The 16,147-nt window shown below is 30.4% G+C and carries 15 protein-coding genes; 2 read left to right on the top strand and 13 right to left on the bottom strand.

Going from position 1 to position 16,147, the window contains the following annotated elements:
• Positions 1–5 precede the first annotated feature (5 nt).
• Genes GFJ99_RS11575 through GFJ99_RS11590 form a run of 4 tightly spaced genes read right to left on the bottom strand, consistent with a single transcriptional unit; the run spans position 6 to position 8,735 of the window.
• Entirely contained in the window at positions 6–1,898 is a 1,893-nt protein-coding gene (locus GFJ99_RS11575; RefSeq protein ID WP_153208956.1) for a hypothetical protein, read from the bottom strand.
• The gene (locus GFJ99_RS11580; protein WP_153208958.1) at positions 1,876–4,071 is read right to left on the bottom strand and encodes a hypothetical protein; all 2,196 of its coding nucleotides are present in this window, start codon (positions 4,069–4,071) and stop codon (positions 1,876–1,878) included. Before GFJ99_RS11580 ends, GFJ99_RS11575 begins: the two co-directional genes overlap by 23 nt.
• A 1-nt stretch (position 4,072) precedes the next feature.
• Positions 4,073–4,477, bottom strand: coding sequence for a hypothetical protein (locus GFJ99_RS11585; protein WP_153208960.1), 405 nt, complete (start codon positions 4,475–4,477; stop codon positions 4,073–4,075).
• A gap of 1 nt (position 4,478) precedes the next feature.
• Positions 4,479–8,735: a phage tail tape measure protein gene (locus GFJ99_RS11590; RefSeq protein ID WP_153208962.1), complete on the bottom strand. Its 4,257-nt coding sequence runs from the start codon at positions 8,733–8,735 to the stop codon at positions 4,479–4,481.
• Between the two features lie 148 nt (positions 8,736–8,883).
• Here GFJ99_RS11590 and GFJ99_RS11595 point away from each other — a divergent pair, with 148 nt between their 5' ends.
• Together GFJ99_RS11595 and GFJ99_RS11600 are read left to right on the top strand one after the other, a co-directional pair.
• Positions 8,884–10,086 (top strand): adenine-specific methyltransferase EcoRI family protein, encoded by a 1,203-nt coding sequence (locus GFJ99_RS11595; RefSeq protein WP_153208964.1) that lies wholly within the window; start codon positions 8,884–8,886, stop codon positions 10,084–10,086.
• Positions 10,083–11,246 carry a DUF262 domain-containing protein gene (locus tag GFJ99_RS11600; protein WP_153208966.1) on the top strand — a complete coding sequence of 388 codons (1,164 nt, stop codon included), beginning with the start codon at positions 10,083–10,085 and terminating at the stop codon, positions 11,244–11,246. The genes GFJ99_RS11595 and GFJ99_RS11600 overlap by 4 nt, the downstream gene beginning before the upstream one ends.
• A gap of 83 nt (positions 11,247–11,329) precedes the next feature.
• Here GFJ99_RS11600 and GFJ99_RS11605 read toward each other — a convergent pair whose 3' ends face one another.
• The 9 genes from GFJ99_RS11605 to GFJ99_RS11645 all read right to left on the bottom strand — a co-directional run bounded on the left by GFJ99_RS11605 (position 11,330) and on the right by GFJ99_RS11645 (position 16,146).
• Positions 11,330–11,716: a hypothetical protein gene (locus GFJ99_RS11605; protein ID WP_153208968.1), complete on the bottom strand. Its 387-nt coding sequence runs from the start codon at positions 11,714–11,716 to the stop codon at positions 11,330–11,332.
• Positions 11,717–12,050: 334 nt separating this feature from the next.
• Positions 12,051–12,554, bottom strand: a complete 504-nt coding sequence (locus GFJ99_RS11610; RefSeq protein ID WP_153208970.1) for a DUF4468 domain-containing protein — start codon at positions 12,552–12,554, stop codon at positions 12,051–12,053.
• A gap of 44 nt (positions 12,555–12,598) precedes the next feature.
• Complete coding sequence (locus GFJ99_RS11615) at positions 12,599–12,778, bottom strand: hypothetical protein (RefSeq protein ID WP_153208972.1); 180 nt, start codon at positions 12,776–12,778, stop codon at positions 12,599–12,601.
• 76 nt (positions 12,779–12,854) lie between these two features.
• Positions 12,855–13,223 (bottom strand): hypothetical protein, encoded by a 369-nt coding sequence (locus GFJ99_RS11620; protein ID WP_153208975.1) that lies wholly within the window; start codon positions 13,221–13,223, stop codon positions 12,855–12,857.
• On the bottom strand, positions 13,210–13,407 hold the full coding sequence (locus GFJ99_RS11625) for a hypothetical protein (protein ID WP_153208977.1): 198 nt from the start codon (positions 13,405–13,407) through the stop codon (positions 13,210–13,212). The genes GFJ99_RS11620 and GFJ99_RS11625 overlap by 14 nt, the downstream gene beginning before the upstream one ends.
• 35 nt (positions 13,408–13,442) lie before the next feature.
• Positions 13,443–13,898, bottom strand: coding sequence for a hypothetical protein (locus GFJ99_RS11630; protein ID WP_153208979.1), 456 nt, complete (start codon positions 13,896–13,898; stop codon positions 13,443–13,445).
• Entirely contained in the window at positions 13,882–14,787 is a 906-nt protein-coding gene (locus GFJ99_RS11635) for a hypothetical protein (RefSeq protein WP_153208981.1), read from the bottom strand. Before GFJ99_RS11635 ends, GFJ99_RS11630 begins: the two co-directional genes overlap by 17 nt.
• A gap of 1 nt (position 14,788) precedes the next feature.
• The gene (locus GFJ99_RS11640; RefSeq protein WP_153208984.1) at positions 14,789–15,109 is read right to left on the bottom strand and encodes a hypothetical protein; all 321 of its coding nucleotides are present in this window, start codon (positions 15,107–15,109) and stop codon (positions 14,789–14,791) included.
• A gap of 14 nt (positions 15,110–15,123) precedes the next feature.
• Positions 15,124–16,146 (bottom strand): DUF6712 family protein, encoded by a 1,023-nt coding sequence (locus GFJ99_RS11645; protein ID WP_153208986.1) that lies wholly within the window; start codon positions 16,144–16,146, stop codon positions 15,124–15,126.
• Position 16,147: the final 1 nt, after the last annotated feature.

Here is a 16,147-nt window from a genome sequence, read left to right on the forward strand (position 1 = left end):
TTTTTTTATATCTCTGCTTCAGTTTCTATTTCTACTTCGAATATCTCTGGTTCTATTTCGGTTTTTGAAATTGTTTTTATCAAATGAATATTTGAATAACAACTTAGTTTGTCCTTTATATTAAGCCCTAATATTTCAAAACTGTCGGCTAAGAAACTCCATGTAAAAGGTTGTGAATTTATTCTACGATTAAAAAACTTTTTCCAAAAATTCTCATGCACACTTGGTAATAATAATTGCGTTGGGTCCTTCGCAATATTAATACCTGATGTTAAGCCATCATAAATTACAAATTGCAATTTATCATTAGATTCTTCAAAGGCATGAGCTGTTTGAATTCCATTTCTAAAAGCCAAAGGAAGAGGATATCCATTAATTTGTATTTCTGTTGTTTTTTCATTTACAACATAACCTGAATTGGAAATAGTGTCAAAAGAATGATAAACAGGAACAAAAGAATATTCTTTAGAATTTACATCTTGAAATTTCAATACATATGAATTTCCTTTTTGAAGCTTACGTACCGGCTCCATTATTTCAAAAGAATTAAAATCTTTAAGCCTAGCTAAATCAATATCATCTTGAGTAAAATTTAAATAGGCGTTATTTGAATCATAATCTAAATTTAAATTGAACCAATTTTTCAAAGTGGTAACAAAATCACCAAATGTAATATCTGGAACTGCTCGTGTTAAATCAATTTGATTAGGATTTAAGACAGTTGGAATAGCTTCTCCAGACATATCATGTAATCGAATAGGATTAATATTTATATCAAATATTACTTTTTCTTCTGTCGGATATTGTTCACTTATTATAGTGATTTCGTTTGGTTCTAAATCTGATAAAGTTTCAAAAACAATATCTATATTTTTTTCAAATTTAATACCATTAATTCTAGAATTAAATAATCCTATTGTTTGCGAATGAATAATGGTATCTCTATATTTTATTTTAATAGAACTTGGTAGAAATCTTAAAGAATAAAGCGTTATTTTTCCTATGATTCTATACTTACCTGGTGCTATAATTGTTGTTAAACTAGTATATGTAGCAACTCGCTGTGTTGGATTAGTAATAATTTGAGGTTGTTGCCACGAAAAAGTTGGAGGTATTGTAAATGTACCAACTATTTCTCTTAGAGATATTGTAGCATCTTCAGACATTTGCATTATAGTGTAACTTTCTTGTTCAAATGTTGTATGATAGGTAGCATCCGTATACATACATATTTTTTGAACCAAAGGATGAGTAGTAAAAGAACCTTCTAAATTATAGCCCCCATCTTCAAAACCTTTTTTTAATACATGAAGTAAATAAGGAAGAGGCTGCATGATGTTTTTGTTATAGGTAATGTCTTCTAATGTATCTACATAGTTTTCCAAAAAAGCCCCATCTTTAAAATTATTCAATATCTTTTCAAATGCAAACCATATTTCATCATCTGTATCGATTTTATCGGTGTGAATTTGAGGAAAATTATAATTTACTGCTGGATAAGTTTGTGAAATTATTCCAGCTGCATGAGTGTAAATATTTGCTACCTCAAATTTATCTAACGGTAATTCTGATAACTTTTTATTCCAACTTGGAAATTCTTCAAATCCCCATGAAATTGTTATCTGCATTTTTTTTCCTTGAATTTCTTCAACTTCTAAAACTGCTGGAGATAAAACATCATTATGAACATAGGTCACATCGATTAATGTTAATGGGTCAGAAGAATTGTAAAAAGAAATAAATCCAAAAGCTATATCCAAATCATCTTCTAAATCTATTTCGATAGGATAGGAGTATTTTGTAGAAAACTTATCGGAGAAAATAGGATTCTCCGATATGTCTGTTATTTTTTTACTAGATAAGTCTAGCTCAAAATTAGAATGAATTACTTTCCTCATGGCGCTTTTTATTAATTGTGAATTCTAAATCAAATGAATTTAATTCGCGGTCAACATCATCATTAATCATAGATTTTGTTTCATTAACCATTTCAACTAAATTGTTTTCCGAAATATAAATCCAAACGCGTTTAGCTTTAATAATGTTCTTAACTATTTCAATATCTGATTTTGGAATAAATCCAGAATTAATTGTTACTTTTTCAACATCTTTTGAATCTATTCCTTTTATATAATCAATCAGGTTTCTTTTTTGATTTGAATTTTGAAATGTAAAGTCTGATTTAACAGAATGTTTACCTGTAAACTCATAAGACTGAACTAATTTAAATTCGTCTTCCCAAAGTATCATATTTGAATATTCCGATTCTGGAAACACTAAATATTTTTTACTTATGAAATCCGTTGCGTTTACAAAAACTTTAAATTCAATTACATCACCAGGTACTGGTTCAAATGAAGCAATATCTAACACATATAAATAAGATGGAACAATTGAAGAAATTTGAAACTCATTTTCTAGATTTCCATTCCTTAAAATTTCACAATTATAAATTGTTCCTGGTTGTAAAAGCAAATTAATAAAATCGAAAGAGGCTTTTGCAATACGTTTTGTCGCATTAGATATTTCAAGAAAGGCGCAATTGCCATTTTTATTTTTTGGTGTAACTCCAGCTAAAAACTTAATTGTATTCAAAGTTGTATTTCTTACTACCTCGTGAGCAGGATATGTTTTTTCAGTGATTTCTAAACTTACATTTGCTGCATTGTATAAATTTGAATCTTGAAATAATGGATTGACTAATCTAGTAATCATTTTATCAATTCGTTGACCTATATTTTCTCTTTGACGCTTGTTATAAAGTGGGACTTTAAAAGGAATTACATAATTTTTTGAAAGTCCGGTTTGAAAATACCAATCAAATATTTCAACATTCATTTGAATATCAAAATAAGTGTCGTTTGTTTGTGTATAAAATTCAAAAAATAATGGATCCTTTGTAAAGTTAAATAGCGTTGTAGAATATGGTGACGAAACAAATTCATGTAAAACATAGGTAACAGGAATTTCAATTGTAACGGGAGAGCCTAAGACAATTGAAGTAAGTTCTATATTTCCCGAATATGTCCCTCCAGATAAATTTGCATGAGAAATTGGAACTACATTCAAATTTGCATAATTACTCGGACTATTTTCTTGTGATGGAGTTACTAATAACCAAGATGGATGACTAATTGAATATGCATTTTGAGCAAAAACAAAAACATCTATTGCAATCGGTTCTGTTCCTCCTTTTGTAGCTTCAAAATTTAGCGGACTAGGATTTACAAGAAAATCGCCAGGCGTTAAAACATTTAATATAAAGTTAATAGCACCAACAAATGTTGAAGCACCAGCAATAACCATAAGAAATCTATTATAAGTAGGATTCAAAAGAGCTTGAGATGTATCAAAATAATCACCTATTTTCAAAATAATATTTTTTTCTCCTGAACCACTTGCACTATATTGAATACCGACAGATGAAGGAGTGGTAACAATTGTTACGCCAGGATCTAAACTCTCTATAATAAAATCTATAGGAGTTACAACTGTCCATTGTGGACCATTAATGGTAATTACCTTTTCAGGTCTTGGTGTTCCTTGGTAATGATTTAATATAAAATTATCTTCATTCCATGTAGTTTGTTCCGTTTCATAAACGTTTAAAATTGCTATATGTTGATAATTATAAATTTCATTCCAAACATTTGCAGCGGTTTTACCTTCAATAGAAAATGATATTCTACACTCATGAATACCAACATTAACTAAAGCTAAATTTTGAATAGATAAGTTTAAAGTATCTAATAGCCCAGAAGAAGAAATTGGAAAAGTAGTTGGAGAACCTGTAATATTTGCAGACATAAGCAAACTATTAACTAGTAACCAATCAACTGGAGAAGTCGTTCCAAAATAAAACTTCATTGCTTTTAATCGAAATTCAGTATACCCCGAAGCTTCAGGTGTTCCAATAATATCTTTTATCTTTAATGGCACTATCGCAGGAAATAGTCCGCTTGGACTAGTTTGAACATAAAAGAAATTAGTTGGTAAATTAGATTCCCAATTTTGAAACGCTTGTGTAGATGGAGTATCTACAAATGATGTTGTGTTTACAGGTATTGACATATTATAAAATTATTGATGGTATTTTATCTATCGAATGAATAAATACGTTTGAAACTTCATAGTTAATTGCATCCATTCCGGTTTCTTGAAACCAAATTTCAATTTTCACAAAATCAAAATCTAATAATATTCGCTCTTTGAATTTCATACATATTTTTGGATTGAGTATTTTACTTACTTCTAGTAAAAGAAAATTATAAATTTCAGAATTAACACAGAAGAATACAACATTATTTGCTGTTGGAGAAACCTCCGCTTCTTGCAATATTGCAGAACAATGACCTGAAAGAACAATTTTTTCTTTTACGAAATCAAATGTGAATTTTTCATTTAAGTAGTAGAATAATCTATCAGCAATGATATTTATTCTATTATCTGTGAATATTTGAGTGGTGATGTAGTTCATGTTACTTGCGATTTTTTTCTTGTAGTTCTTTATATTTCTGTAGTCCCTCTTGCAAATACTTCATCGATTTCATGTCTTTATTGGTAACAAAAGCAACCATTCCGTTTTCTTTTATATCTTTCATTAAACTAAGATTTTCGGAAAGTAAAGCTACTACCAAATCATTACTATTATCTTGAGTGTTTTGAGTAGTAGTCGCAGGAACCTCTATTCTCATAGCTTGTGGATTATAATATCCGTTTTCAAAGCCTTTAATTCCTCGTAATTCATTTATTAATAAATTTCTTGTGTATGGTGATAAATCTCGGTAAGCTTTATTATCAATTACCATTTCTGGTTTATAGTTTTCTCCAGCTAAAAAATAAGTTGGTTTTGTTACCATTCCACTTTTTGTTCTACCTCCGAAACCTGCTTTGAATTTTCTACCATCTTGCTCACGTACTACATCTTCAGGATATAAACCTTGCTCATATCCTTTAGCGGGAAGTGGTGTTTTTAAAATGGTTCCAAGCTGTAAAGCACCCATAGCTGAAACCATTCCTGTTAATATTCCAGCTGTAGCACCAAAGTCAAACTTTGGAACTTGAGCCCAAATACTCATAATCGCTTGAGCGGTAGATGTAATTACATTAGCAATTGACATTAACCTTTGTCGCTTTGCTTGTTTGTATTCTACTTCGGCTTTTTTACGGTCTAATTCCTGATCTAGTTCCTCAACCTTACGCTTGTATTGAACTTGGTTAATTTGTCCATTATCTAATTGTCTTTTTAAAGCTCGCTTTCTTGCATCTTGACCTTTTTCATATTTCTTTAATTGAGCATTTTCAGATGCTGTCAAATATTGGTCAAATTGTGACCATAATTGTTGAGCTGCAGAAATTGCCATTTGCATAGTTTGAATTCCTACAGTACCATTATCAATGTTTTGGAAAAAATTATCCCATTGTTCCTGAGAAAACCCTAAAATATCAGTATTAGAACTTACTCCTAGATCAAGTTCTTTTTGGTCTCCTTCTGGATTATTTTTTGCATTTCTAAGTTTAGCAATTGCATTTTCGACAAGTAAAATATCATTCTTTAATTTTTCTTTTTCCTCTTCGCTTAATAAGTCGAATATGATTCCATCAAACTCAACATTTTGCAACATTGAGTTCAACTTATTCAATTGGTCGTTTAGCATTTTTTCTTCAAATGCTAATTCATCTTTTGCAAATTGCTCTTTTCTTTTTTGTTTTTCTTTTTCTGATAATTCAAGAGATTCTAATTCCAATAAGAAAGCGGTTTCTCTTGCTGTTTTTTCTTGGTCGTATTGCGATTTTATTTTTTCGACTTGTTTTTGACCTGCTTTTTCTTGAATAGTACCAATTTTTAAATAATGCATTTGCTCTTCATATTGCATCTGCTTATTCAATTCTTTTTCTTTATCAAAAAGAATTTGTTGCATATTCTTGATTGAAGCAACCTTTTTAGTATCACCATTTTTTTGAGCTTCAATTAAATCTTTATTCAATTGCTCTTGTAAACTCTTGATAGATTCTGATTCTTGTTTGAAAGCGTTTTGTTTATTATTGAAATTTGCAATTTGAATTTGCATTTCTTTTGCATAACCTTCCCCTAAAATTGCAATTCTTTCGTCTTCAGATTTTTGTTGAAGTTTTATTAATTCCTCTCTTAATCTTTTCTCTTGATCTAAATACGAATCATCATATTTTTTTTCCTTTGAAGATTTTTCTTTTCCACCTTTTCCACCTGATAAATCAATTTCAGAAGTTGAATCTGGAGTTATAGTATTTTTATTAGATTTATTAATGTTGGCATTTAAAACTTCATCTTCTAAAGCTTTCATTTGAGCATCAATATCATTAAGTTCAGATTCTTTTAAATTCAGACCAGAAGATTTAATATATTGTTTTACTAAACTATTGTAAGCTTCTTTATCAATTTTCCCAAAGGTTTTTTTTACATAATCTTCTACATCTTTTTTGTTTTTAAATTCAGGACCTTCTCCTTGACCGAAAAATTTAGCTATTGATTCACCAGTAGTAGTATAATCAGATGTGGTTTTTGATTCAACTTCCAAACGTTTTTTTGCTAACTCTTCAAATTTTGCTTGTGCAGCTTTTGCTCTTGCATTTTTATATAAGCTTTCGGTGTATTTATCTAATATGTTTTTACCTTCAAGTGTTTTAATGTTTTCCGCAGTAAGCAATCCTATATAATCAGGAATAATTTCGTTTAATCTCTTTAATGCTTTTTCTTTTTCTTCTTTGGATGTGGTTTCGCTTTTAACCGCTTTAACTAATAAATCTACTTCGGCTTTTTCACCTGCGATTGATTTTTCCGCTTCTAAATGAACATCATTCAAAACTTTTTGAACTGCTGTAAGTTTTTCGGCTTCTTGTCTAAATGCTACATAAGCGGTTCCTATAGCCGCCAAAGTTCCTAAAATGAATCCCCATGGTGTTGTCATCATGGTTGCGGTCATAACTCTGAATGCTTGAGCGGCTCCTTTTAAGTTTCCAGTTAAAAGCATTTGTGCCAGTGCTAAAGCTTGTGTACTTACAACTGCTACACCATCTGCAAAAGCACGAGCTTTAGATGCAATGTTATAAAGTAATGTAGCTTCGGTGTTTCTTGTGGTCCACATGGCAACAAGTTTTTGCCAAGCTACATTTGTAATAATTGCAGCAGTAACAACAGCAATAACTTTTGCTGTAAATGAAAGCGTATTTTTCCATGCAGTTACTTTTCCATCTGAATCTTCTGTTGCTCCAATAAATTTTGAAAACCAATTTGCTGCGTTTCCTAAACTATTTACAAAATCTTCTGGAACAATCAATCCCATTACTTTCTTTTTGATTTTGTCTAATGTAGCGGCTAAATTGTTATTCTTTACGTCATATTCTTCAATTAAAGAGGTTCCTTCGTTAAAAGATTTGTTCGACATGTCTACTAATTGTCTAAATCTATCAACATTATTTCCTGCAGCACCAACAATTTTGTTTACTCCATCAGCATTTAAACCTAATTGGTCTAGAACCTTAGACATATCAGTTCCTTTTTTCGCACCTTCAGAAAGTTGTTTTGAAAATTTTAAGAAAAATTCAAGGGGATTATCATTAATCATTTTTTCAACTTCCTCTTGAGATATGCCCATTACTTGAGCAAACTTTTTTGTTTCTGTACTTGCTTGTTTTAAGAAAATAGAATAGGCACGTGCAGATATTTCTGCTTCAATACCACTTTCTTCAAAAGCAGCACCAAGAGCCATTGTTTCAGCAACACTAGGTTTTAAAACATCAGCAAGCGAACCTATTCTTTTTGTAAAGTTTGCAATATTTGCCTCTGATGCAGAACCTTCAGCTCCTAAAACATTTATTGCAGAACCGATAGCTAGGTAAGCGTTTTCCACACCAACATCCTTAGTTTCTTTAAAAAGAAACTTAATCTTACCTAACTCATCAGATACTTGTTCAGCGCCACCAGTGAAAGAATCTCCAAGAGCAACAGAAGCTTTATCCATAACACGAACAAAATCTTGAATCTCATCTTTTGCTATACCAATTCTACCACCTTGTTCCGCAATTTTTAAAAGATCCATTCTTTGGGTTCTAGTTTGGAGTAAACCAAATGATTTGGTTAAATCGTCAACCTCTTCTTTTGTCATTCCGGTTGTTTTTTGAACATCGGCTTGTGCATCTGAAAGCTTACCAGAAATATCTAACATTTGTTGAATAGATAAAACAACTCCAGTAGCTGTAGCTAAAATAGTAGTTCCTAATGCAGCGTAACGATTAACACTATCTGCTAATCGACCAAGTGAGAATCCCGCGGCTTGAGCATTACCTCGAAGTTCTGAAATTCGAGCATTAACCCTGTTAAGTTCCGCATCAAATCTTTTGTAATCTTCTGAACCTGGTATAAGGTTGTTTAAGGTGGCACGCAATGCAGTTGCTTTACTTCTTAATTGCGCCATGGTTAAACCAGTGAGACCAATTTCACGCTGTAATTGTTCCATGCGTGATTTGTTTACGTTTATTGCCGCAGTATTTTCACGCATAGCTTGAGTAACTTCTCTATAGCGTGCTGATTCTTTTTGACCAGCTTTTTCAAGAAGTTGCTTTTCTTTACGAAGTTCTATTTGTTGTTTATTTAGATCACGAATTGACTTTTCTGCATCGTGTAATTCCTTTTGTGCAGGATTGCCTTCGATGATAATTGAAAGTTTAATTTGTTCGTCTGAAATAGTACGTGCCATTGTAAATGAATTTTATCAAAATTCATAAAATGGAGTAGTAAAAGTTGTGACATGAAAAATAAATTTTATGATATCTAAATATCGCTTAAAATATTTAAAGTTATCCAAAAAAAATATAATTGTATATTTACAAATTAAATTATAATAAATGGCAAATAAAGATTTATCAAAAGCGAAAACAGGAAAAAATGATGAATTTTACACTCAATATCACGATATTGAGAATGAAATTAACGCATATTTAGAATATAACCCAAATGTTTTTCAGAATAAGACAATTTTACTACCTTGTGATGACCCAGAATGGAGTAATTTTACAAAGTTTTTTGCACAAAATTTTGAACGTCTTAAATTAAAAAAACTTATTAGTACAAGTTTTGCCCCTGAAAGTAAAAATCTTAAAATTAATTACCAACCAACATTATTTGAAACTAGAAATCCTCAGTTTGACGACAAAAAAACAATTATAAATGGTAAAATATTTACTTTAAAGAATGACAGAACTGGTGATGGTAAAATTGATGTTAATGATTTGGAGTGGAAATATTTGAACGGTGATGGTGATTTCAGAAGTGAAGAGATAAAAAAACTAAGAGACGAAGCAGATGTAATAATAACAAATCCTCCATTTTCATTATTTAGAGAATTTTTAGCTTGGATAGTTGAAGCAGATAAAAAATTTGTGATTATTGGAAATATGAATGCTATTACTTACAAAGAAGTATTTCCATTAATTCAAAACAATAAAATGTGGACTGGAAGCAGATTTAACAAAAGGTTAAACGGTAAGAATATGACATTTACTGTTCCTGATGATTATGCATTAAGTGGTACTGAAGTAGAAGTTAGTGCAGAAGGAAAAAAAATGGTCAGTGTCGCTGGTACTGGGTGGTTTACAAATCTTGACCACGGTATTAGACATATATTTTTGCCACTAATGACAATGGCGGATAATATTAAATTTAGTAAACATAAAGAAATAAAAGGAAAAGAGTACCAAAAATATGACAACTATGACGCAATTGAAATTCCATTTACAGATGCTATTCCTAGCGATTATGACGGTGTTATGGGTGTTCCTATAAGTTTTTTACCAAAGTACAATCCTGAACAATTTATTATTTTAGGTGCTACTCAAAGAGGTTGCCACGATAAAGTTCCTGATACAAAAAAGTATGATGATTATTGGGAAGTTAAACAGAACGGAGAACGAACTGGTTCGTCAGGAGGTAAAACTAATGAAAATGCAAATCTTGCTTTAAATGATGGTAAAAAAAATTACTTCATTAATAAAGATGGTCATATTGTTCAATCAGCATATCAAAGAATATTTATAAAACATAAAAAATGAAAACAACACTAAAAACAGATATAACCGTTAGAGATATTTGCGAGGGATTTGTTTATAATGCACTTGAGGGAAAAGGACTTTTTGGTTTATCAGGTAAATTAACAATTCAACCCGAATACCAGAGAAACTATATTTATGCAGATGGAATTAGAGATGTTCGAGTGATTGAATCATTATTAAAAGGTTATCCGTTAGGTTTAATTTATTTTAATAAACCAAGTGAAAATTCATTAGAAGTTTTGGATGGACAGCAAAGAATTACAAGTTTTGGAAGATATGTAACAGGAAAATTTGCTATAAAAGATGAAAATGGAATGGAGCAATATTTTAACGGTATTGCAAAAGACAAACAAGAAAAGATTTTAAATACTAAGCTACTAATTTATGAATGCGAAGGAACAGAAAGCGAAATAAAAGAATGGTTTAGAACAATTAATATTTCTGGTGTTCCATTAACAAATCAAGAATTATTGAATGCAGTTTATTCTGGTCCATTTGTTACACTTGGAAAAGAGGAATTTAGCAATAGTCAAAATTCTAATATTCAAAAATGGAGCGCATATATATCAGGTAGTGCTAACAGACAAGACTTTTTAGAAAGAGCTTTGGAATGGGTAAGTAAAGGCAAAGTAGGAGATTATATGAGCCAACATAGATATGACAATAATATAACCGAACTAAAAAATTATTTTACAAGCGTTATTGACTGGGTTTCTACTGTTTTTATAGACGTTGAAACTGAAATGAGAGGACTTGAATGGGGTAGGATTTATGAAACATACAGCAAAAAACCCTACAACTCAAAAACTGTATCAGAACAAGTTAAAAAATTGTATGCTGACCCATATATAAAAAATCGAAAAGGAGTATTTGAATATATTTTGGGTGGCTTAACAGATACAAAACTTTTAGAAGTACGAGTGTTTGACGAAGCAACAAAAAAATCTACTTATGCTATTCAAACAGATAAAGCAGAAAAAAAAGGTATTTCAAATTGTTCCTTTTGTGCAATTGGACATGACTCAAATAAAACTAAAGTATGGAAAATTAGTGAAATGGATGCAGATCATGTAACAGCTTGGAGTAAAGGTGGAGCAACTCACATTAAAAATTGCGAAATGCTTTGTAAGTCTCATAATAGAGCAAAGGGTAATAAATAATATAATCTTACATCAAATAGTTTTAACTATTTACTATAAAAAAGCGTTTTCTATTATTGAAAACGCTTTTTTATTAAACTAAATTATACAATTCTTTCAAAACAATTCAAATCTATTTCAGATTCAACAAACTGATCGTCATCTACAAGAATTAAACTTTCTCTGTTTTGTTTCCAAAAATGACCTTTGTCTACTTGAAATTTGGTGGAAGTAAAAACATCTTTAGTATTTTTCCATACAGCTTTACATTCGCAAAATTCTAGGAGTTCTGAAATTGATATGTCTTCATCTTGTAAGAAGGAATAAATTACATTTTCGTGATAATACATGAGTTTTCCGCTCGATGATTGAAATGCAATAGGAGAAAAGGTAAACTTTTCACTGCGTTGTAATTCTAATACTTCTCTTAAACTGGTTCCTTCTAGTTTAAGGCGTTCGGCTTTTGAACCGAAGAAAGTGATGCTAAGCATTTCTCACCTCCGTTTCCTGGTGCTTGTTGTCTTTTCGCATAAGATACAAATAAAAAACCTACCCATAGGCTGCGAAAAGACAACAAACAAGTTGAAGATACCACGTTTCTCTCGTGGCTTCCTATGGGATAGGCTGGATTTTTTACTGTGTTAATCATAATGTTTGTAATCTTTTCGCACAGCAAACGTACAAATGTAAATTGTAAAAAACAAAAAATCCATATGTATTTACATATGGATTAAACGAATTGGCTTATAATGATTACTATAATAATTACAATCAGTAAGAATTTCCAATAATCTGGGTCGTTTAGTTTTCTAATGTGATAGTTCATTACCAATCATTTTTATTGTTGTTAGTTATATATTTATAAATACCAAAATGAAGTTCATTTAAATTATTTAAAATAGATTCATACATGTCTTTTATATAACGTTGTTTTTTTAAATGACCCTTGTTATCATACAAATATGATATTTGTTTCTTATCATCAAATAATCTTACTGATAAATAATCGAATTTATATTTATTGTCTTTAATATTAACTTCTAATGTATAATACATTGGTGCAGTTTGTTTTCCCATCCAATTATAAATAAAATAGGAAACACCTTCAATTCTCACCATTTCATTTTTAATATCTCCTTTTAAAACAATATTTGGATTCTTATAATATGTTTGAATCCAAGATTTAATTTTATTATATATAACTTCATCTGAAATAGAATCTAATTTAACTATTTTAGAATCAATATTTGGATATATTGATGATATTGAATCTATTTGTGAATAAGAATAATTCAATGTAAAAAGTAAAAGAACAAATATTTTTTTCATAATTCATGTATTTTATTTAAAGTTGTAAATATAAAAAAAAGGGATTAACTCCCTTTCATTTTTTTTTTATGTTCTTTGATAATATTTATTGCTGATTGATATTCTAACCTGTTATCCAAATCATTCATGTACTCAGTTTCAAGTAATATTTTATACCAAAATTTAATAGTATTTAAGGCTTTTTTCAGTTCTTTTTTGTCGTAGGGATTTTTAGTTGTTGCCATAATAAATATTTTGTTTGTGTTTAAATAACACGAAATAAACTACTTTTATTATGTAAGAATATTATTTAAAATTTATTTAACTATTATCTTTTAAAAGTGTTTGTTTTACAGCATCTGTATATCCAAATTTCATTTCTTTTACAATATTATTATAATGCCCCATAATAATACGGTTATGAATAGGATGAGATTTCTTTTTCACTTTTCCTTCTTTGGTGTTTCTGGAACGCATATCAACAAATCTATGTTGTTTTAAATGCGAATAAGTCATATCAGAATCTGTAACAGTAAAAGTTCGATTATTCCAAAATGAAGAACGGAAAGATGACATCTTTTCGCGTTGCGCTTTGTCTATATCACGTGAAGTTTCTGAAAGGACTTTTCTTATGAAACGCCCTTTGATAATATCTTCGTGATTTTCTTTTCTAACTTCAATCAGATTCATTGTTTTTCTTGATTTTGATTTTACCCAAGAAGTATAAAACTTCAATCTTTTGTCCTAGTGTTGCTTCTGAACGCCCTTGACGCCAATTGTATAAAACCGCCTTTGTAATAGTTGGAATTTTAGTTGCTAATCCACGTTTTTTTATTTCCGCTTCAAATAATTCGTTGATTTGTTCTGGTGACATAATTAAGTTTTTAAAGTGGTAAATATACAACTTTGTTAACTAGTTCGCAAATCAAATTCAATCGCCCATCCATCACATTGTCCTTTGTTCCAAATTGGCATAACCAATAGAGAACCACTAACTAATTCATTTGAAAGCCCACAAAACAAATTACTATCTCCAACAGAATTTTCGATAATGTACTCAACAAATTCTTGAGCTAGAGCTCTTGTATCTTCCATATTAGTTATTAATTCGTCATGAGCAAATCTAGCAGAACGTTTTTTTATGATAAAAAACTGCAATTGATTTAGCCATTTATACATATCTTCTTGACCTTCCAATGGATATTGAGGTATAACCCCAAAAAGCATTGAATTTTCGGATTCTTTTCGTTCTTTTAAGAAACTAATAAATTGAGAATCATCAATAATTAATTCACTAAAATTTATGCCGTTAATTGCGGTTTTGGTTTCTACCAAAAATTCACGCAGTCTAGTGATGCTTATCATATTTTTCAAATTGTTTTTGTTGTTCCAAATTTCTTATTCTAATATCATACATTTTTAGCATTATTGTCCAAAATGGTGTTTGCATAACGTCTTCCATATTTCCAAAGCTTCCACCTTCGGCCATTGACATAAGAACTGCATCCATACCTAAACCAGCATGCTCCGATTCAGTTGATTTAGAATCGGAATCAAAAAGAATTGATAAATTGATAACCTTACCCGCCCAAGGGATTTCAGCAGATGTGATGTATTGCTGCATAGCTCCAAAAAATAAAAATGTACCATAAATAAAGCCTACAGGTGCATACTTAAAACTTTCTACATATTTATCAGTAAAATAAGCATTAAAAGGCACTCTACAATCACCATCATATTTTGGATGCATTTTTCTAATGAAATGAAAGCTTTTCTTTGGACGATATAGCGTTGCTGTAAGCTGCAATAATAAATCGTATGACGGATTAGCCGAAAACTCTAAGAAAATACGCAATGCGGTAACATATTCGCCAAATTTTACATTTTGAAATCCATCTAGCGGACCATAAAAACGTTTCCATGCAGGCGAATATGATTTAACCGGATTATTTATGTAATGCTGGTTAATAATCATTTGTGTTTCAGTAGGAGTGAAGAAATTGTCAATTAATTTCGATATTGCCAAAATATTATCCAATTTCTCTTCCTCAACGGCTTGGTTTGGATTTTGTTTTCTTTTTAAATTCAATAATTTATAAACCGCATGAACTCGTAAGTCTTCATAGCTTAATGCACCAATTTGATATTGATACATTAAACCACTCATTTCAATATACTGCCTTGCATCGCATTCTGATAAGTCAGAAGGCATATAAAGCGTTTTATTTAATTCTGGAATGTCTATGCTGTGCATGCTAAACCAATTTCAAATTATCCGTTAATCGTAAATGATGCTCTTTCATTTGCGTACCAAAATCGGCTTCAATCATTGCTTTGATTTCCGCTTTATTTTTTTTGGTTAGAGGAATATACTTTGAACGACCTTTTTTTAATTTCTTACGCAATACTTTTTGAATATCTAGCATAAGAATTGCTTTTTTGGCTTCAAAATCTATTAATCCATCTTCTATTTTTTTTGCTAGTTTATCATCTTTCTTAAGTAAATCAAAAGCAAAGAAATTGGTTAGCCAAATTTGAAAACGGATAATCCATAACGGTTTTTTAAAATTCTTCATAGTTTTTGTGTGTATTAAGTTGCGGAAAAATGATTGTCTATTGATTCCGAATCAATGTCCGGTAAAACCTTTTTATCTGTTGGTTCTGTTGCAGGCTTTAAAAGTTGTTCGATGTCGGACAAAGCTCTTTTACATGTAAGCGCATAAGCTTGACGTGCAGCTTCTGGTTCCATCATCAACGATGGTTTATTTCCTGATGTGGTTTGTCTGTCTGATCCGTAGAATTGTAAGATCCCTTCAGGAAAGAAATTTACATTGAAACGCGGAATAGCCCAAGCTAGAGCATAAGAGGCAATAGCCTCTTGAATTAAAAGTAAAAGCGAATCTTTGTTTGGAATTTCTTCTTCTGATTTTCCTTTGTAGGCTAATTTCATTAAATCAAACAAAGTTTTTCCAATTCTAGGAAGTATTTCTCTTCGTTCGCATTCTGACATACCAGGTGCAAAACGAATCATCAATAAACGTGAATTAATAGGGTAGATGTTGTCAAATTCTTTTACTGTAGATATGAAAAGTTTTTTTACTTGATCATATGCATCAGAATTTATCCATTTATAATATAACGTTTCTTTTTGTTCCTCTTCTGTGATTTCTTCATAGTTCTCAGGTTTTGATTCATCTAATAACCTAAGTAGATATTCCAGTGTACGATAATATTTTTTTTCTAGAGCTTTATCATCTGCATCAATCATCCATTGGAAAGCAGATTTTTCACCTTCTTCTGCACGCATTTTTCTACCATCATTTGTATGTGACAAGTCATTATGTGGTGCGTACAAACGATAAGAGTAAACAGCAATAGCTAACCTAGCAGTTCTAAGAACCATATAATTATTATCTTCAAAATTTTGTTCAGGTTCAGAATCTGTCAGTTCAGCAATATGTTCATAAGAATCTTTTCCTATTAGATCATATACTTCATTTGATGCTGTGATAACATCTGAAATAATATTTTCAAATTTGAAATTGGCATCTACAAATCCAAGTAATTCCTTGAATAAGTCATCAATATTATCGGAGTTAAATAAAAGTTTCATA

The sequence above is a fragment of the Flavobacterium sp. LMO6 genome, assembly GCF_009495795.1.
Classification (GTDB): Bacteria; Bacteroidota; Bacteroidia; order Flavobacteriales; family Flavobacteriaceae; genus Flavobacterium.